General features: G+C 64.5%; 15 protein-coding genes and 2 pseudogenes. 3 read left to right on the top strand and 14 right to left on the bottom strand.

The window, feature by feature from the left end:
* Positions 1–15 precede the first annotated feature (15 nt).
* From J8F10_RS39090 to J8F10_RS20310, 11 genes and pseudogenes are all read right to left on the bottom strand, one after another.
* Complete coding sequence (locus tag J8F10_RS39090) at positions 16–666, bottom strand: hypothetical protein (RefSeq protein ID WP_246523455.1); 651 nt, start codon at positions 664–666, stop codon at positions 16–18.
* A 203-nt stretch (positions 667–869) separates the two neighbouring features.
* Entirely contained in the window at positions 870–1970 is a 1101-nt protein-coding gene (locus tag J8F10_RS20350; RefSeq protein WP_210656826.1) for a mandelate racemase/muconate lactonizing enzyme family protein, read from the bottom strand.
* A gap of 73 nt (positions 1971–2043) precedes the next feature.
* Positions 2044–2766, bottom strand: coding sequence for an ABC transporter ATP-binding protein (locus tag J8F10_RS20345; protein WP_210656824.1), 723 nt, complete (start codon positions 2764–2766; stop codon positions 2044–2046).
* A pseudogene (locus J8F10_RS40880) lies at positions 2763–3308 on the bottom strand (ABC transporter ATP-binding protein); the annotation flags it as partial. The pseudogene J8F10_RS40880 and the gene J8F10_RS20345, both read right to left, overlap by 4 nt.
* Positions 3309–3899: 591 nt before the next feature.
* Positions 3900–4064, bottom strand: a pseudogene (locus tag J8F10_RS40875) (ATP-binding cassette domain-containing protein); the annotation flags it as partial.
* Positions 4065–4125: 61 nt separating this feature from the next.
* Entirely contained in the window at positions 4126–5244 is a 1119-nt protein-coding gene (locus J8F10_RS20335; RefSeq protein ID WP_210656820.1) for a branched-chain amino acid ABC transporter permease, read from the bottom strand.
* Positions 5241–6248, bottom strand: a complete 1008-nt coding sequence (locus J8F10_RS20330; RefSeq protein WP_052556740.1) for a branched-chain amino acid ABC transporter permease — start codon at positions 6246–6248, stop codon at positions 5241–5243. The genes J8F10_RS20335 and J8F10_RS20330 overlap by 4 nt, the downstream gene beginning before the upstream one ends.
* 77 nt (positions 6249–6325) lie before the next feature.
* The gene (locus J8F10_RS20325) at positions 6326–7597 is read right to left on the bottom strand and encodes a branched-chain amino acid ABC transporter substrate-binding protein (RefSeq protein WP_210656818.1); all 1272 of its coding nucleotides are present in this window, start codon (positions 7595–7597) and stop codon (positions 6326–6328) included.
* A gap of 147 nt (positions 7598–7744) precedes the next feature.
* On the bottom strand, positions 7745–8950 hold the full coding sequence (locus tag J8F10_RS20320) for a branched-chain amino acid ABC transporter substrate-binding protein (RefSeq protein ID WP_210656816.1): 1206 nt from the start codon (positions 8948–8950) through the stop codon (positions 7745–7747).
* Positions 8947–9408 carry a D-aminoacyl-tRNA deacylase gene (gene dtd / locus J8F10_RS20315; protein WP_210656812.1) on the bottom strand — a complete coding sequence of 154 codons (462 nt, stop codon included), beginning with the start codon at positions 9406–9408 and terminating at the stop codon, positions 8947–8949. Before dtd ends, J8F10_RS20320 begins: the two co-directional genes overlap by 4 nt.
* Positions 9409–9524: 116 nt before the next feature.
* On the bottom strand, positions 9525–10199 hold the full coding sequence (locus J8F10_RS20310) for a TIGR02996 domain-containing protein (RefSeq protein WP_210656810.1): 675 nt from the start codon (positions 10197–10199) through the stop codon (positions 9525–9527).
* Between the two features lie 110 nt (positions 10200–10309).
* On the opposite strand from J8F10_RS20310, the gene J8F10_RS20305 reads away from it, so the two are divergent.
* Both J8F10_RS20305 and J8F10_RS20300 read left to right on the top strand, forming a co-directional pair.
* Complete coding sequence (locus tag J8F10_RS20305) at positions 10310–11470, top strand: cystathionine gamma-synthase (protein WP_210656808.1); 1161 nt, start codon at positions 10310–10312, stop codon at positions 11468–11470.
* Between the two features lie 73 nt (positions 11471–11543).
* Positions 11544–12617, top strand: a complete 1074-nt coding sequence (locus J8F10_RS20300; protein ID WP_210656806.1) for a class I SAM-dependent methyltransferase — start codon at positions 11544–11546, stop codon at positions 12615–12617.
* Here the strand turns inward: J8F10_RS20300 and J8F10_RS20295 are convergent.
* Both J8F10_RS20295 and J8F10_RS20290 read right to left on the bottom strand, forming a co-directional pair.
* Positions 12596–13237, bottom strand: a complete 642-nt coding sequence (locus J8F10_RS20295) for a GNAT family N-acetyltransferase (RefSeq protein WP_210656804.1) — start codon at positions 13235–13237, stop codon at positions 12596–12598. The genes J8F10_RS20300 and J8F10_RS20295 overlap by 22 nt on opposite strands.
* Positions 13234–15354 carry a molybdopterin-containing oxidoreductase family protein gene (locus tag J8F10_RS20290; RefSeq protein ID WP_210656803.1) on the bottom strand — a complete coding sequence of 707 codons (2121 nt, stop codon included), beginning with the start codon at positions 15352–15354 and terminating at the stop codon, positions 13234–13236. The genes J8F10_RS20295 and J8F10_RS20290 overlap by 4 nt, the downstream gene beginning before the upstream one ends.
* 863 nt (positions 15355–16217) lie before the next feature.
* On the opposite strand from J8F10_RS20290, the gene J8F10_RS20285 reads away from it, so the two are divergent.
* Positions 16218–16403: a hypothetical protein gene (locus J8F10_RS20285; protein ID WP_210656801.1), complete on the top strand. Its 186-nt coding sequence runs from the start codon at positions 16218–16220 to the stop codon at positions 16401–16403.
* 318 nt (positions 16404–16721) lie between these two features.
* Here J8F10_RS20285 and J8F10_RS20280 read toward each other — a convergent pair whose 3' ends face one another.
* The gene (locus J8F10_RS20280) at positions 16722–17531 is read right to left on the bottom strand and encodes a YoaK family protein (protein WP_210656799.1); all 810 of its coding nucleotides are present in this window, start codon (positions 17529–17531) and stop codon (positions 16722–16724) included.
* Positions 17532–17873: the final 342 nt, after the last annotated feature.

Genomic DNA, 17873 nt, shown 5'->3' with positions numbered 1-17873 from the left:
ACCAAGACCAGCAATCTACGCTTTGCCCAAGATCGCATCAACCACCCAGCAACCCCGGATGTGCGGGCCATCACTCCGGCAGTGATCGAGGATGTCGGTGTTGTCGCACCCAGCATCTTGAAGTGCGTCGGCCAGGATCGGCATCGCGGAAAAGTCGCGGCTGTCGTACATCTGCTGCGCAAGTGATATCGTGGTGCCAGTGCGCCAGTCGGGTGATAAGGCAATCGGGCAGAAAGGGTTCCCCAAGATGTCGCGCAACCACGGCACACCTGTTTGCGTGTTCTCCAATCCCATATCGGCATCGTAATCGGAGAGGTAGGATATCACCCTTGCTACTTGGTCAGCCCGTGGAGCGACCGCATGTCGAATGAAAGTGGCGGGGGCCATATTCTCGCCCGCGAAGCCTTGGGCCTCGTAGTCACCGACATAGATGAGCGAGCCAAATAGCTCGCGCGTGCTTTCGGTGACGGCAAGGCTCGCAGTTCCGTCTGCCATCTGCTCAGCCGCGTTCACACCACGGCGGAGGTCAGGGTGTGCATTGGCCGGGAAAAAGCCCCGCACGCAAGCACACACAAAGAGCCGCAACTTCCGCTCACTTGACAGTCGGCGAGCGGTGTGCAGAAGCGGGTTAAGGTTGGTCGCGTTCAGCCATTCTGCCTCAGTCATTGGTTGCCCTCAGAGTCGTTTGTCCTCCGATCTTTTCGTCAAAAAACTCCGAATAGCTCCCCGATGTGCTCACAGGAACTCGTTCCGCGGCACGGTGGCGTCGAGCGTGCCGCCGGTGATACAATCGTCTTCGATCTCCCGAATTTTCTCAGTGTCGCTTTCCCCCGCCATTGAGAGCGAAAAGGGCTTCTGCTCTCAGCGATTCAACTGATCCGCCACTTCGCTGCGACCTCTTCGTTCATGGTGAGGCCCAATCCGGGTTCCGCAGTGGGCGTCATTTTGCCGCCCTCGAACTTCGCTCCTCCCGTGAACACGTCCTTGAACCACGAGACCGAATCGACGTGCGGCACGGATGCGAGCCCGCACGCGAGGTGAACGCCGACTTCCGGTAACCGCACCGGCGACACCGCGATGTGGTACGCTTCCGCCACGGCTGCGACCTTCAGGAGCGGCGTGATGCCCCCGAGCCGGCACACGTCCGGGCGGATGGTGCGAATGGTGCCGTTGCGGATGACCTGGAGGAAGGCGTCGCACGAGTCGAAGCTCGCGCCGATCGCGAGCGGCACTTCGGCGAGGCGCGCGAGCTTGTCGTAACCGATCGTGTCCGCGGCCGGGATCGGGTCTTCAAACACGTCGACGCCCACGTCCTCGAAGAAGTGCGTGAGCGCGAGAGCGGTACTCAGATCGAACCGGCTATCGGCCGTGACCGCGATCCAGCCGTCTTCCCCCACGCCCTCCTGGATCTCGCGCACGCGGTCGGCATCGGCCTGCACGTCACCGGCGCCGATTTCGATGCGGACCCCGACCGCGCCCTGCTTCAGGTGCGGTTTCGCGATCTTGAGCACCTCGGCCGCGTCGCGCCCGAGCGTGGCCGCGTCCGATACCACGAACGCGGCCGAAGACTTCGCGCCGCCGAGCATTTTCGCGAGCGGAGCGCCGGCCGCCTTCGCTCGCGCGTCCCAGAGAGCAATATCGACGGCGGAATAGGCCCGGGCCGCGAGCCCCGCGAAGCCGACTCCCCGGAAGCGCCCCTCCGCACGCGCGAACAGGCGGTCCGTGTCGCGCGGGTCTTCGCCCAAAACGATCGGTGACAGTTCGGTGTCGATCAGCGCCCGCAGTGCCGAACCGCCCGCGCCGAGTACATACGTGAAGCCCAGACCGGTAATTCCACTGTCGGTTTCGAGGTGAACGAGAATCAACTCGACCGCATCGGGTGTGGTCGGGGCCGGGGACGTGAGTGATACGCGCGTGGTTTTGGGGAAGGGGACGCGGAGGCGATCGGTGGCAAGGCGGGTGACTTTCATGGGTGCGTGATCCGTGGCCATAGTCCGTGTGCTGATGACTATGGACTATGGACCACGACCCGCGGACCAATACCTACTCGCCCAAATACGCCTCGCGGATGCGCGGGTCGTGCAGCAGCACGTCGGCGCGGTCGGTACAGGTGATGCGGCCGGTTTCCAGCACGTAGCCGCGGTGGGCGACTTTTAGTGCCATGCGCGCGTTCTGTTCGACCAACAGTACCGACATGCCCTGCTTGTTCAGCTCGCGAATCACGTCGAAGATCTGAACCACGATTTGTGGTGCCAGCCCGAGCGAGGGTTCATCAAGGAGCAGTAACTTGGGCCGCGCCATGAGGGCACGAGCGATCGCGAGCATCTGCTGTTCACCGCCGGAGAGCAGCCCGCCGGCTTGCGCCTGCCGTTTCTCCAGGATGGGGAACATCTTGTACGCTTTTTGAATGTCCTCGCGCACGCCTTCGGAATCGGTGCGCGTGAACGCACCCATCTCCAGGTTCTCGCGCACCGTGAGTCGTGCGAAGATCTTACGGCCCTCCGGCGACTGCGCCAGACCGAGGCGCACGATGTTGTGCGCGGGCACGCCGGCGAGGGGCTTGCCGTCGAACGTGATGCTCCCGGCGCGCGTCTTCACGACCCCGGAGATGCACATCAGCGTCGTCGTTTTGCCGGCCCCGTTCGCCCCGATAATGGTGACGATCTCGCCCGGGTTCACCGTGAGCGAGAGCCGGTGCAGCACGTTGATCGGGCCGTAGCCCGCTTCGAGGTTATCGACGATCAGCAGTGGGGAAGCGGTACTCACGACACTTCCTCCTGACCCAAATACGCCTCGATCACTTTCGGGTCGCGGCTGATTTCGGCCGGAGTGCCCTCCGCGAGCTTCGTCCCGAAGTTCAGTACCGCCACGCGGTCGGAAATTCCCATCACGAGATTCATGTGGTGTTCGATCAGCAGCACGGTGATGCCGCGGTCGCGGATGCGGCGGATCAGTTCCATCAGGTCCACGGTTTCGCTGGGGTTCATCCCGGCGGCGGGCTCGTCGAGCAGCAGGAGCTTGGGTTTCGTGGCGAGCGCGCGGGCGATTTCGAGCCGGCGCTGGTCGCCGTAGGGGAGGTTCTTCGCGAGCTCGTTGTGCTTGCCCGCCAGCCCGACGAACGCGAGCAGCTCGGCCGCCTGCTTCTCGGCCTCGGCCTCCTGGCGCCGGTGGCCCGGGGCGCCCAGGGCCATCAGTAACGGGTGCGAGGTCAGGGACCGGTCCAGCCCGATCAGCACGTTTTCCAGAACGGTCATCGCCTGGAAGAGACGGATGTTCTGGAACGTCCGGGCGATCCCCTGTTTGGAGATGCCGTCCGGGGACCGGCGCGAGCGCCGCCAGACGACGAACGCGCCCAGCGTCCCGATCGCAAGTCCGCCCAGACACACGAACAGCGACACCTTCTGGTTGAACGCGATCGCGGTCCGGATGCTCGCGAGTTTGGCCACGTCGGTTTCGTACTCGGCTTTTGTCTCGTAGTTGATGAGCACGCGCCGCGAGTCCGTGGCGAGCACGGTTACCGCGCCGGTCGGGTCGGGCTCGGCGGCGGCCGTCCCGTTGGCTAACCCGAGGTAGCCGTCGCGCCGAAGTTCGGCTTCGGACTGGGACCGCACCCGGGCGAGAATCCGGGACTCGTCGCCGGTCGGTTTCCCGTCGGCCGTCAGCACCACCCACATCGACCCGCGCGGCATCTTCTCAACGACCAGGTCGCCGCGGATGTACCCGAGTCCAGAAGTCCATGCCTTGTTCGGGGACCACTTACCGGCGACGGCCGGGCGCTTCACCGAGGCGTACCAGAGCGACTCGACCCCGACGGCCGCCAGGAACGCGATCGCGGCCGTCACGATCCCGGCCAGCAAACACCCCGCGACGACTTTCCACGTAAACGGGCGCTCGGCGGAGTGCTCCTCGAACTGAACTCGCCCCTCGGTCGGGTGGTACAGACCGGTGATCGTGTTGAACACCGTAGTCTTACCGGCCCCGTTCGGACCGATCAGGGAAAAGATCTGTCCGGGCTGAACCTCCAGATCCAGCGCGTTCACGGCGGTGATTCCACCGAACCGCATCGTCAAATTCGATAACCGGAGGATGGCCACGGTGACAAGTCTCGTGTCGTGGGTGGTCGGTTTAGTGGGTGGGTGCGGTCGGCGCGGGTGCGGCCGGCGCGGGCGGGTCGCAGGCGTGCAATTCCGCTTTCACGCGCGAGGACGGCAGCAACCCTTCCGGGCGGAACCGCATAATCAGGATCAGGGCGAAGCCGAACACCATCAGCCGGTAGCTGGAAAACGTCAGGAACGGGCTACCGGAGGGGTTCAACTTGAACTGTTGGATGTAGCGATCGGCGGCGGGGGCGAAGATACCATCAAACCCGTATACGAGAACCACGCCCAGGAGAACCCCGGCGCGGTTCCCCAACCCGCCGAGGATCAGGCAGCACAGTACCGTAATCGAGCGCTGGAACGAGTACGTGTCGGGGTCGGCCGTGTTCCCCAACCGGAGGGCGTAGAGCGCGCCGGCGAGTCCCGCGATCCCGGCCCCGAGCGCGAATGCTGCGAGCTTCAAACGGGCCGTGTTCAGTCCCATGCACACCGCGGCGAGTTCGTCCTCGCGCAGCGCCACCCACGCCCGGCCCAGGCGCGAGCGCTCGACGTTCCGCAGCAGTAGCAGAACCAGCCCCAGTGCCAGCAGGCAGAGATAGTAGTAGTACCGGTAGTCGGCGGACCAGTCGCCCTTGAGTCCCGGCACATCTGGCTGCGGGATCGGGTTCAGCCCCTTCGTGCCGTTGGTGATTTCTTCCAGGTTCCGCAGCGCGAACCGCGCGACCTCGCCGAACCCGAGGGTCACGAGTGCGAGGTAGTCACCGCGGAGCCGGAGGATCGGGGCGCTGGTCACAACGCTCACCAGCGCGGCCACGGCGAACGCGACCACGACCGCGACCAGTACGCCCGTTCCGGCCGGGAGTTGCGAGCCGAGCTTGAACGGGTACGCCGGGACCAGGAGGATGCCGACGACGTAGGCGCCGAGTCCGAAGAACGCGGCGACCCCGAGGTGCAGTTGGCCGGCGTAACCGACCACGACGTGCAGCCCCAGTGCGAGGACCGCAATGATGAACAGCGTGGTGAATTCCGCCCCGACGGTGGCTTTGAACAGCGCGTCGGCCTGTGCGCCCAGCCCCGGAATCAGCGGGTACAGGGCGAACAGGGCGATCGCTACGAGGTCGAGGGGGATCTGCCGGAGCCGGGTCATACCTTCTCCCGCGTGCGCGACCCGAGCAACCCGGTGGGCCGGAACACCAAAATGACGATCAGGATCACGAACACCAGCGCGCTGGTCCACTTCTCCCCGATCAGGGCGCTGCCGAAGGACCGCGTCAACCCGATGAGGATGCCACCCAGGACCGCGCCCGGGATGTTGCCGATCCCGCCCAGAACGGCCGCGGTGAACGCATATAGGCCGTTCTGGAACCCGATCTGGAAGCTGATGGTGCGCACCGAGAGCGCGTATATCACGCTCGCGACCCCGCCGAGCGCACCGCCGATCATGAACGTGGCGCCGATGACCCGGTCCACGTCGATCCCCATGAGCCGGGCGGCCGTCGGGTTCTGGGCCGTGGCCCGCATCGCCTTGCCCAGCGGCGCGTACTTCACGAACAGCGTCAGGGCGATCATGATGGGCACGGTGACGCCGATAATCATCGCGTCCTTGACTGTGAACCGGAGCGTCGAGTCCGCGCCCAACAGGTTACGGCTGGGATCGAGTTGCGCCTCGAACCCGGGGAAGTTGCGGTCGGCCGGGGCCGGAACCGACTGCCCGTTTTCCGGCACCAGTGCGTTCCAGAACATGCCCAGGTTCATGAAAACGAAGCTGACCCCGATCGCGGACACGAGCGGGGCCAGTTTGGGGGCGTTCCGGAGCGGTTTGTAGACGACCCGGTCGACCGACCAGTTCAGCGCCGCACAAAAGAGCGGGACGACGATCAGCATCGTCCCGCACCCGAGCAGCACCATCCCCAGTCCGGCGCCGGAGGCGGCGTTCCCGGTCAGCCCGAGCGCGGCGAGCACGGTCAGCCCGCAGAACGTGCCGAGCATGAACAGGTCGCCGTGGGCGAAGTTAATGAGCTCGATGATGCCGTACACCATCGTGTAGCCGAGGGCGACGAGTGCGAACAGCGCGCCCATCGCCAGCCCGTCGAGGACGGCTTGCAGGTACGGCTGAAGGGCAGCGTCGGCAAACAGAACCGGAAACCCCATTCGTCCCCCGGGCGGGTGCGGTGGCAGGAGCAAAAGTAAGGGCCGCGGGCGATTCGCGCCACCCGCGGCCGTTGGAATCAACCCAGTTGCTTGACGAACTTGAAGTCGCCGCCCTCGATGGTGCTCCCGCTCATGGTCCGCGAGGTGGTGTCCCCGTTCTCGTCGAAGGACCACTTGCCGAGGGCGCCGTCGAAGTCCTTGATTTTAAGGCACTCGGCCAGCACCGCGGCCCGGTCCTTTTTCCCGGCCCGCTTGATCGCTTCCACGGCGACCTTCCCGGCCTCGTAGCCGTAGATCGCGTACCCCTCGGGGTCTTTGTTGTACTTCGCCTTGTACTTGTCCACGAACTCTTTGCCCCGGCCCGTCAACTTGTCGGGCGGGCTGCCCCCGAACGTGACGAAGCACTTGAGCGTCTTGAACAGTTCCGCCCCGGCCGACTGAATGAAGGCCAGTTCGTAGCACCCGTCCGGGACCATCAGTTTTACGCCCCCGAACCCGACCGCGACCATGTCCTTCGCGATCTGCCCGGCCTTCGTTTGCGACGTGCCCCCGAAGTACAACAGGTCCGGCGTGCCGAGGGTCTTGAGCTTTCGCAACACCCCGCTGAACTCGTTCTGCTTAACGTCGATGCTTTCCTGCTGACCGAGCACCTTGATCCCGGCCTCGATACACCGCTCCTTGAACAGCGTCGCGATGCCCTTGCCGTAGACCTCGTTGTCGTCGAGAACGGCAACCGTTTTCACACCCATCGACTTCGCCCAGTCCGCCCCGAGCGGCCCCTGGAGGTCGTCCGCCGGGACGACGCGGGTGAAGTTCACTTTCCCGGTCGGCTTGTAGATGTCCGGTTCGCCGGGGTCGCCCTTACCGGGCTTGGTCAGCCCGGGCCAGGTCACGGCGGGGCTAATCATCAGCACGCCGGCCTTGTTCAGAATGGGCATGGACACTTTTGCGGCGCCCGAGTTGTACGGCCCGATGAAGGCCATCACGTCCGTGTCCTTCACGGCCTGGTCCGCGTTGGCAGTCTCGCGCTCCGGGGTCCACTTGCCCTCGGCCGGGGTCGCGTCGTCCAGGTCGAGGTACTCGATGGCGAACTCGCCGGCCTTGTTGTCGACCTCGTCGAACGCCATCTTGATGCCGTTCACGATGGTGTCCGTTTGCCCCTTCGCGCTGCCGGTGCGCGGGAGGCTGGAGATGATCTTGACGGCGTTGCTGTTGCCGGACGTGCTCGACCCGCACCCGCTGGTTCCGAGCAGGATGCCCGTCGTCGTGATCCCACCGAGCGCGAGGAACTTGCGGCGATCGACCGGGCGCGCCTGAGCCTCGTTTTGTTCGGCTTCGCGATTCTTCATGACGAACCCCTCGTTGGTGTCAGAGTGTCGATCAAGCCAGAATGTAGGCCCGGACCCCGAACTCGTCTAGCTAACCACTTGCGCCGGTTGGTTCTTCGAGACGCGAGCCCCTGAAGATTCCGATCCCCCAACCGGCGGTGTATTCCCTTACTTCGTGCCCATCACCTTGACCGCGCGGAACTTCCCCTTCTCGATGCGCGCGACGGTCAGCGGTTGCAGCGTCGTGTCGCCGTCGGCGTCGAAGCTCCATTTGCCGAGCACGCCCTTCTCGAAATCCTTCGTCGATACGACCGCCTTGCGCACGGCTTCGCGGTCCTTCTTGCCGACGGTGCGGAGCGTTTCCAGTACCACGGCGGCCGCTTCGTAGCCGTACACCGCGAAGCCGTCGGGAGCAGTCTTGTACTTTTCCTTGTAGCGCTTCGCGAAGTCGGCCCCCGCGCCCTTGAGCCGCGCCGGGTCGATTCCGCCGATGGTCACGAAGCACTTCATCGCGTCCAGGGTGGCGACCCCGACCGAGGCGATGAACGCCTGCTCGTAGCACCCGTCCGGCACCATAAACGGGCAGTTCACCTGCTCCGCGTGGAGGTCTTTCGCAACCTGCCCGGCCTTGCTTTGAGTCGTGCCCCCGAAGTACACGAGGTCCGGGTTCGCTTTCTTGATCTTCTTGGCCAACCCGCTGAAATCGCTCTGTGCGACGTCGATGCTCTCGTGCCCCACCACTTTCACTTTCAACTCTTCGCACCGCGACTTGAAAGCCGCCGCGGTACCCAGACCGTAAAGTTGCTTATCGTCGATCACGTACACGGTCTTGACCTTCAAATCTTCGACGGCGAAATCGGCGGATAGCGGACCCTGGCTACCGTCCTGCGGGCACACGCGGCAGAACGTGATCTTCTTGCCGGGACGGTACTTGTCCGGCTCGTCCGCGTCGGATGAGGGGCCGCTCTTGGTCAATCCCGGCATCGTCGCCGCCGGTGTCACTTGCACCAGTCCGGCCCGGTTCAATATGGGTGCCGAGATCCGCGCTGCGCCCGAGTTGAATGGCCCGATGACGGCCATCACGTCCCCGTCGTCGACCGCCTCTTCCGCGATTGCCTGCTCCTTTTCGGCGGCCCACGTACCGGTTCGCGCGGCCGAATCGTCGCGGTCCAGGTACGTCACCTCGAACGGCAACACCTTCTCGAAGTCTGCGAGCGCCAGCTTGATCGCGTTCACGATGCCGTCGGTTTGTCCCTTTGCGCTGCCGGTTCGGGGCAGGCTCGAAACGATTTTCACCTTCTCTTTGGGCGCGGCTACGAGCGTGCCCGAACTACCGATCGCGAGCGCCGCGGAGAGAAACGTGCGCCGATTCACGACTGAGCCTCCAGTTGCGCGGGCGAATCCAGCACAAACGTCACCGGGCCGTCGTTGACCAGTTCGACCTGCATATCGGCCCCGAAGCGCCCCGTCGCGACGGGCACGCCAAGCAGTTTCAGCGCCGTAACGAACGCCTCGTACAGCGGTTCCGCCACCGCCGGCTGCGCAGCGCCGATGAAGCTCGGGCGCCGGCCCTTCGCGCAGTCGCCGTAGAGCGTGAACTGGCTCACGACCAGCACCGAGCCGTTGACGTCTTGCACCGACAGGTTCATTTTGCCGTTGGCGTCGTCGAACGCACGCAAGTTCGCAACTTTTTCCGCGAGCCAGTCCACGGCCTTTTGCGTGTCGTTGGGTTTGACGCCGAGGAGCACGAGCCAGCCGTGAGCGATTTCGCCGACGGTCGATTCGGTCACCACGACTTGAGCCCGACGGACTCGTTGAAGTACGGCGCGCATCGGTGGGGGGCGAAGTTTGTGTGCGGAGAGGTGGATGTGATTGAGGGTATCAGTCCGGGGCGGGGGCCGCCAGCACCCGCGCCGATTTCCGTCGTATTTTGTGTGCCCTGAACGCGCTAACCGTTCGCGCTTGCCGTGCCCGATTGCTGGCGCTTGCGCCCCTCACGTTCTTGCGAGACCGCATCAACCTGGCAACGTTCTTCCTCTTCTCGCAGCATTTCGGCACTTACTCGCCCGAGCCAGTCTCGCCGCGGCTCGAGGTCGCTTTCGCGCCGGATTATTCCCAAATCGATGGCGATACAGTGATCTTGGTCTGCGTGTTCGCGTGCGGTGGTAATCGTGTCGCAGTAATGGACCGCTTGGTGGCACTGTTCGCACTGCCGAACAGTCGGGTCTTCGGTCGGAGTCATTTCGTCCCAATTTTTATCACACACGAATGTGAATAATCGCTGCACAGCACGGGATCGATGTTTTCTTTCCTTCGACGAGCACACTTCGACCTTCAGCCGGCTCACGACCGCGAGCCAGTCGGTCGGCAACTGCGCGGCCAACGGTTGGAGTTCTTTCCGTCGCGCTTCGATTTCGTCTGTGGTGTTGCCGGTGGTTTTGAATCGAACTGTTGCGCGCAGGAATTGCGCCTTGAGTTTGCTTTCCGCATCGTCTCGCTCATCGAGCCAGTCGGCGAACACGAGCCGGGTCGTATCGTCGGCCGGGTTTTCGAGCACTTTGGCCAGGAAACTCTCTTCGTCAGACATGGGCGCCTCCTGATTCTGTTGAAACGACTCGGACATGGAAAAGTGCGTCTCTCGCCGCGGGGCGTTTCACCGCTTTGGCTGGCCGCGCTGTGTGCGTTCGCGGTAGGTTGGTGGTGCCGACACCTTCACGCTTGAGGAGCGTTTTCATGTCCACCGATCACGCGCAGGGGTTCAGCACGCGGGCCATTCACGCGGGGCAGGACGCGGACCCCGCGACCGGGGCGACCGTCGTGCCGATCTACGCGACGAGCACTTACACGCAGGCCGCGCCGGGCCAGCACAAGGGCTACGAGTACAGCCGCAGCGGGAACCCCACGCGCACGGCGCTCGAAACGGCCCTCGCCGCGCTCGAAGAGGGCGAGCGCGGGCTCGCGTTCGCGTCGGGGCTCGCTGCGACGACCGCGGTGTTCGGTGCGCTCCTGCGGCCCGGGGACGAGGTCGTCGCGTCCGCGGACCTCTACGGCGGCACGTTCCGGCTGCTCGACAAGGTGTTCAAGCCCTGGGGTCTGGTCGCGAAGTACACCGACGATTCTTCGGCCGCGGGCTTCGAGAAACTCATCACACCGAAGACGAAGCTCGTCTGGATCGAGACGCCGACCAATCCCCTCCTGCAGATACTCGACATCGCCGCGCTCGCCGAAGTGAGCCACAAGCACGGGGCCAAGCTCGCGGTCGATAACACGTTCGCGTCGCCGTACTTGCAACGCCCGCTCCAACTCGGGGCGGACCTCGTGATCCACAGCACGACCAAGTACCTCGGCGGGCACTCGGACGTGGTGGGCGGGTGCGTGGTGGGCGAGAAAGACCTGCTCGACCCGATCAAATTCTACCAGAACGCGGCCGGCGGGGTGCCGGGACCGTTCGACTCGTACCTCGTGCTCCGCGGGCTGAAGACGCTCGCGGTACGCATGGACCGCCACTGCGCGAACGCGCTGGAACTTGCCCCCTGGCTGAAGGCGCACCCGGCTGTCGCCAAAGTGTATTTCCCGGGGCTTGCCGATCACCCCGGGCACGCGGTCGCGGCGAAGCAGATGAAGTCGTTCGGCGGGATGATCTCGCTGAAGATGCACGGCGGCATCCCTGCCGCACAGTTGTTCCTCACGCGCACGAAGCTCTTTAGCCTCGCGGAGAGCCTGGGCGGTGTGGAGTCACTCGTGTGCCACCCCACGACGATGACGCACGCGAGCATCCCGAAGGACGTGCGCGAGGCCCGCGGCGTTGACGACGGGCTGATTCGGCTGAGTGTGGGGATCGAGGACGTGGCCGACCTGCGTGCCGACCTCGAACGCGCTCTCCCCACGGCATAATTTTTGGCCGGCACCGGGCGGTTCGCGGATTAGCTCTCAGAACCCGCGAACCCAATCTCCCCTGGAGAACCGGATGCCGACCGCGCTCGACGCCGACAAGATGAACGCCTTCGCCGGGAAGATGATCGGCGTACTGAATCACTCCGTGCTCGCACTGATGACCTCGCTCGGGCACCGCACCGGGCTGTTCGACGCGATGGGGCGCCTGACCGCGCACGCGACATCGGCCCAGATCGCGCTCGAAGCCAAACTCAACGAGCGCTACGTGCGCGAGTGGCTCGGTTCGATGGTGACGGGGGGCGTGGTCGAGTACGACGTCGACACACACACGTACCGGCTCCCGCCCGAACACGCGGCGCTCCTCACGCGGGCCGGAACGCCGAGCAACATGGCCACGTCCGCTCAGTGGATGGCAGTACTCGGTTCGGCCGAGGATGCGCTGGTCGAGGCGTTCGCGCACGGGCGCGGTGTGGAGTACGGCGCGTATCACCGGTTCCACGAGGTGATGGCCGAAGAGAGTGCGCAGACGGTCGTTGCCGCTCTCCACGAACACATTTTGCCGCTCGTTCCCGGACTCACCACGCGCCTCGCGGCCGGTATCCACGTGCTCGACATCGGGTGCGGGTCCGGACGGGCCGCCATCGCGCTGGCGCGGGCGTTCCCGAACAGTTGGTTCACCGGGTACGATCTCTCGCCCGAGGCGATTCGCACGGCCCGCGAAGAGGCCGCGCGCCAGGGGCTGAAGAACGTGCGGTTCGAGGACCGCGATCTGTCCGCGCTCGGCGAGGTCGCGGCTTACGATCTGGTGACCTCGTTCGACGCGATCCACGATCAGTCGCAGCCCGCGCGCGTGCTGGAGAACGTCCGCGCCGCGCTCCGCCGGGGCGGGGTGTTCCTGATGCAGGAGATCGCCGGATCGAGCCACCTCGCCGGCGATATGAAGCACCCGCTCGCGCCGTTCCTCTACGGCATCTCGTGCATGCACTGCATGTCCGTGTCGCTGGCTTACGGCGGCCCCGGACTGGGCGCGATGTGGGGGAAGGAACGCGCGCAAGCGATGCTCCGCGAGGCCGGGTTCGACCAAATTACGGTGAAAGAACTGCCGCACGACCTGATTAACTACTACTACGTCGCCCCGGTTGCTTGAGTGGCGAAGGCGTGGCTCGGTTCGCGGAGCAACTCCCAGTTCGGCAGACCGCCCGGGAGTTCGGTGCGGCCGACCAACTCGAACCCAAGCTTCTTGTAGATCGCGACGTTCGCTTCTGGCATGGTCTCCAGGTAGACCGGTGTCCCGGTGCGGTCGGCGGCGTCGAAGATGGGCCGCATCACGGCGCGGCTCAGCCCGCGTCCCTGGGCTTCCGGCCGCACGCCGAGCAGGTGGACGTACCAGTGTGGGCGGTCGCCCACGTGCTTTTCGCGCGTGGAATCGAACCACGGGCCGAGGCGCAGGAACCACAGCCCCGAGCGCCACCGGAGCCGCACCGCGAGCGACAGCACGCCGCACCGCACGTACTCCCATTCGCTCGGCCACTCGCTCCCGGGCGGCAGCGCGCAGGCGATCGCGGCGCGGTCGCGCGTGGCGAACACGACGCCCGTTCGTACCGCGATGCGGAACAGGAACCGCGCGAACGCTTCGGTCGCCCACCGCCGGCGCTCGGCGTTCGGGCACAGCGCTACGAGCAGGTCGTAGTTCGCGAACGCGGCGCTCAACGACGCCACCGCGACCCGTTCGTCGCGTCGGGTAAGTTGGTCGATGGGTTGCGTCACAATGCGGTCACTTCCACGAGGTTGTCGAAGAACGTCGCGCCGCCGCCGAAGTCGGTCGTCGCGGTGCTCGTGGTGGAGTTGCAGTTCGCCCCGTCGTCGGTGAACTTGCGCCACCACAACCCCAGCGACACCACCACGCCGGGTTTCACGCTCTCGCCAACAATGGCCCGCGCGCGGAAGCGCCCGCGGCCGTTGAACACCCGCACCATCTGGCCGTCGGTGATGTTGCGCCGGGCCGCGTCGGTGGGGTGGATCTCCAGCGTGCGCTCGCCCGCCGACTTGCGGAGCGTGTTCACGTTCACGAACGTCGAGTTGAGGAACGACGTTGCCGGAGGGGTGAGTAGTTGCAACGGGTACTTCGCCGCCAACTCGGGCTTCGTCTGCGGGTCTTCGTGCGGCGGAACGTAGTACGGCAGCGGGTCGCGCCCGGCGCGGGCCTCGCGCTCCGAATAGAGTTCGCACTTCCCTGAGACAGTCGGAAACTCACCGCTCGCGAACGGCGCCCAGTTGGTGGGGAGGTTCAACCGCACGGGGCCGGCCTTCGTGTCGTCGAGCGTAATGCCCGTCAGTGCCGTGGGTTCGGCGGAAGTGTCGTCCTCTCGGAGAGAACGGCGGGCGATTTCTTCGTCACTTTCCTCGAACAGCTCCGGCTCGAAGCCCATTTCCTTCGCGAGTAAGCGGAACACTTCCGTGTTCGGTTTCGATTCACCGAGCGGCGCAATGGCGGGGTTGTTCGCCTGAACGTACAGGTGGCCGTAGCTGTTGTGGATGTCGAAGTGTTCGAGCTGCGTGGTCGCGGGGAGCACGATATCGGCGAAGTCCGCGGTGTCGGTCTGAAACTGGTCGTGGACCACCGTGAAGAGGTCTTCGCGAGCCAGCCCCGAGAGCACGCGCGACTGGTCCGGGTTCACCGCGGCCGGGTTCGAGTTGTACACGAACAGTGCTTGAACCGCTGGGCCGGGAAGTTCACCATGAAGAGCTTCGGCGAGGTTCACCATGTTGATGGTGCGCGTGCCCTTCGGGATCAGATCGGGGCGCGTCAAATAGTTGTCATCGAACGGGTACGCCTTGCTCGTACTGAGGAACGCGCCCGCGCCCGGGTGGCGCCAGTCGCCCGTGAGTGCGGGAAGGCACACGATGGTGCGCACGGCCATCCCGCCGCCGCCGTGCCGCTGGAGGCCGTAGTTCAAGCGGATTAGCGCCGGACCGCCGAATAGTTCTTGCGACCGTGCGTATTCGCGCGCGAACCGCTCGATCTCTTCGACCGAAAGCCCGGTGATGTACGCGACCTTCTCCGGCGGGTACTGGTTCAGCGCCCGGGCGCGCAGTTGCTCCGCCCCGACACAGTGATCGTTCAGGTACGCATCGTCCTGCCACCCCTCGCGGAAGATGATGTGCATCACCCCCAGCGCGAGGGCCGCATCGGTGCCCGGCCGGATCGGAATCCACCAGTCGGATTTTGCGGCGGTGGGCGACTTGTACGGGTCGATCGTGACGATCCGGGCGCCGCGCTTCCGCGCCTCGTGCTCGACTTTCCAGAAGTGAATGTTCGTGACGGAGGTGTTCGAGCCCCAGTTCACGATGTACCGGCTGTTCACGGCGGCTTGCGGGTCGATCATCGCGCGCGTGCCGAGCGTCACGTCGCACCCCACCGCGCCCGCGGTCGCGCAGATGGTGCGGTCTAGCAAGCTCGCGCCGAGCCGGTGGAAGAACCGCCGGTCCAGGCTCGAATACATCAACTTGCCCATCGTGCCGGCGTAGCTGTACGGCAGGATCGCTTGCGGTCCGTCTTCGGACGCGGCGATCGCGCGAAACTTTTCCCCGATAGTGCGAATCGCTTCGCCCCACGAGATCCGCGTGAATTTCCCCTCACCCTTCGGGCCGACGCGCTTCATCGGATAGAGGAGGCGGTCCGGGTGGTACACCCGTTCGAGATAGTTGGACACTTTTTGGCACAAGAACCCCTGCGTAAACGGGTGTTCCTTGTCGCCGCGCAAATCGACCGCGCGTCCGGTCGCTTGGTCCACGGACACCACCATGCCGCACGTGTCGGGGCAGTCGTGCGGGCAGACCGCTTTCACGGTGCGGACCAGACCGAGTTCGCGCTTTGTGCTCATGGGGTTCCGTGGGGCCGGTGGTACCGTGTTTTGTATTCGGGACACCGGCCCGAATGGTCGAGTTCACGAATTCCGCGGGCCGCGCTGGGCTTTACGCCCCTCGTGTGGCTTTCGGTCGTCGATCCGTCCGCGCCTGCGAAACCTTCGTTTCTCCTAGCGATTATTGGGTTTTCGTAGACGTAGACGGTGTAGACAAGGCGAACGTGCGGCGGCCAGTGGGCGTATCGTAGACGTAGGCGGGATAGACACGTAGATGCCAGCGCCGGTAAAGAGTGGGGGCGATCAGCGCAAGTTTTGGCACGTGCCGCGAGGTATTCAGTTCTTGCAAACACGGATGGATAGAATTTACTCCCGAGCAATACTAGGGTCGATTGTATGGCTTCGGCATCAAGATTATATGGTTCAATATTGACTATGGCGATTGTGTCGATAATCGCCTGGTTGTCTGTGGTTGTTGCGGCTTGCTTTTTGTTTCGCGAGCCAACAACGAGAACCGAGGAGGACGGACAAGTAGTATATTTGAAACCTACGCGGTCTGCTCCTTGGCAAGATACGCGACTATTGATCGGTTCCGCGTCTGTCGCATTTTTTGCGGCAGTTGCCGCAGGCGTGTGGCGATACACTTCTCCACAAAACCGATCTGAAAATTGATTGAGCGCCAACGAGCAGACGGCGCTCGTACTTGCCACAATCGCACACGGAGTCACCTCGCTACTCCGTGTGCGATTGTACTTCGTTCTTGCGATTCCGGACCGTTCGGCACCGCCTGTTCCGTTTGTTGGCGGGCCGTATGAGAGGCACGGACGCGATTTGTATTCTAGACTTGTTACCGTTGCGTTTTGCGCTTCTGGAGGAATTCTCCCATGACCATCGGCGCTCAGTATTCGCCCGTGTTGGCACTGCTCCAGTCGGTAGCGGGCTCCGCGTCGCCGGTACTTGCTCAGGCGGCTGCCGCGCCGCCCGTGAGCCCGGAGATGGCCATCCTCCTCGGTGCTGCCGCGGCCGGCATCGACACGCACCTCGGGCAGACTGTCGACGCACTGGCGTAACCGCTCGGTAGATGCGCGGGCAGAGCACTTGAATGGCCGTGATCCGCTCGGCTAACGCCAACTCACCGAATTGGCCTCTCTTCTTTGAGGCCGTCACCTCTTCTCGGTTAACGACTCAGCACAAGGGAAGCGATCGACTTCGGGCGCGGGCTTGCCCACTACTGAGGACTTGTAGCCCCGGTCAGACTTGTGGACCATCGGAAGTTCCACCCGCTCGTTAACACTCGCGGTTCGCCAAGAGACTCAGGCGAACCGCGAGTGTTAACGAGCGGGTGGGTCGGACAATACGGCGGCTTTCGCCTATCGTCTGCTCGTGCGTCACCGAACCGACTGAGCGCCTGCCATCACCGGTTCGGCCGCAGGTGGCGGATCGGCCTGGGCGCTTTCCTCGCGGTCCGGAAAGTCGCTCGGCCCCCACGCGGGGATGAAACTCAGCCCGGCTGCGATCAGGACGCCAACGGCCGGGACGAAGAACGCGAGGTACCCTGTCGCTCCAGCGAGCGGTAAAGCGAGGCCGGCTCCGGCGACGAACGCGAACACTTTCCCACCGCGGAGTAGCGCCCCTCTTAAGGCCGCCCGGCGGTCCTCCCCTTTGGTGAAATAGGCGACGCCGAGGTGAATGCCGAGGTCCGTTGCCGGCCCCGTCAGGTGCGTGGTGCGCACGGCCAGTCCGGTGCTCGTCGCTACGGCCGCGTTCTGAAGCCCGGACGCGAACGCCAGGAGCGAGAGCAGAACGAACGGCGGCTCGGTTGTGATCGCCCCGCCGAACGGACCGAATACCCCCGTGAGACCGGCCAGAGCGACCCCGGTCAGTGTCAGGGCGACGATCACGAGCGGCGTCGCCCAGCGGGGGGGCTTGCCCTGAGTGACCCGGGCCTGGAGCGCGAGGACCGAAGCCATTGCGCCGAAGATGAAGCTCAGTACGACCACGGCGTATTCCAGCGCGATCCCGGCGTGGGGCCACTCCAGTCCGAGCCGGGTGGCGGTGCCGGTCACGTGCGTCACGTACTGTTCGCACGCCAGGAACGCGAGCCCGTTCACCATGCCGGAGGCGCCCGCGAGGAGCAGCCAGCTCGGGGTGTGGCGCGCGGAGAAAATCGTGTCGGGCGTATGGAGGACGTAGGGCATCAGTGTCTCACGAGTAGGCGTTATGGGTTTACCGCCGGGAGGCGGGTGCTAGTGTCAAACGCCTGTGGCGAACGGCGCAGTGCGTTTCCCGTAGGCCGGCGGGAGAGTGTTGCGTTTTTGTTCACTATTCGCATGTAATGGCTCGTCGCCACTCGGGATCACGGTTTCGTGCTCCGCGCCAATCGGTGTGGAGTGAACCGAGTGGGTAAAGAGTGTGAGCGAGTGTTAGCCCAATGCGGCCACCGCGAACCGGCAATCGGAACGCGGATTTGCTTGAAATACCAACAATTGATGAACATTGCATACCTCCCGGATTCGCCCCCGGGTCCGAAAATATTAGCA

The sequence above is a fragment of the Gemmata palustris genome (assembly GCF_017939745.1).
Taxonomy (GTDB): Bacteria; Planctomycetota; Planctomycetia; order Gemmatales; family Gemmataceae; genus Gemmata; species Gemmata palustris.
This window is presented reverse-complemented; position numbering and strand designations above follow the sequence as displayed.

Bases quoted from the DNA above. Each gene is read 5' to 3' on its own strand.
- J8F10_RS39090 (WP_246523455.1), bottom strand. From the start codon at position 666: ATGACTGAGGCAGAATGGCTGAACGCGACCAACCTTAACCCGCTTCTG.
- J8F10_RS20350 (WP_210656826.1), bottom strand. From the start codon at position 1,970: ATGAAAGTCACCCGCCTTGCCACCGATCGCCTCCGCGTCCCCTTCCCC.
- J8F10_RS20335 (WP_210656820.1), bottom strand. From the start codon at position 5,244: ATGACCCGGCTCCGGCAGATCCCCCTCGACCTCGTAGCGATCGCCCTG.
- J8F10_RS20330 (WP_052556740.1), bottom strand. From the start codon at position 6,248: ATGGGGTTTCCGGTTCTGTTTGCCGACGCTGCCCTTCAGCCGTACCTG.
- J8F10_RS20325 (WP_210656818.1), bottom strand. From the start codon at position 7,597: ATGAAGAATCGCGAAGCCGAACAAAACGAGGCTCAGGCGCGCCCGGTC.
- dtd (WP_210656812.1), bottom strand. From the start codon at position 9,408: ATGCGCGCCGTACTTCAACGAGTCCGTCGGGCTCAAGTCGTGGTGACC.
- J8F10_RS20310 (WP_210656810.1), bottom strand. From the start codon at position 10,199: ATGTCCGAGTCGTTTCAACAGAATCAGGAGGCGCCCATGTCTGACGAA.
- J8F10_RS20305 (WP_210656808.1), top strand. From the start codon at position 10,310: ATGTCCACCGATCACGCGCAGGGGTTCAGCACGCGGGCCATTCACGCG.
- J8F10_RS20300 (WP_210656806.1), top strand. From the start codon at position 11,544: ATGCCGACCGCGCTCGACGCCGACAAGATGAACGCCTTCGCCGGGAAG.
- J8F10_RS20290 (WP_210656803.1), bottom strand. From the start codon at position 15,354: ATGAGCACAAAGCGCGAACTCGGTCTGGTCCGCACCGTGAAAGCGGTC.
- J8F10_RS20285 (WP_210656801.1), top strand. From the start codon at position 16,218: ATGACCATCGGCGCTCAGTATTCGCCCGTGTTGGCACTGCTCCAGTCG.
- J8F10_RS20280 (WP_210656799.1), bottom strand. From the start codon at position 17,531: ATGCCCTACGTCCTCCATACGCCCGACACGATTTTCTCCGCGCGCCAC.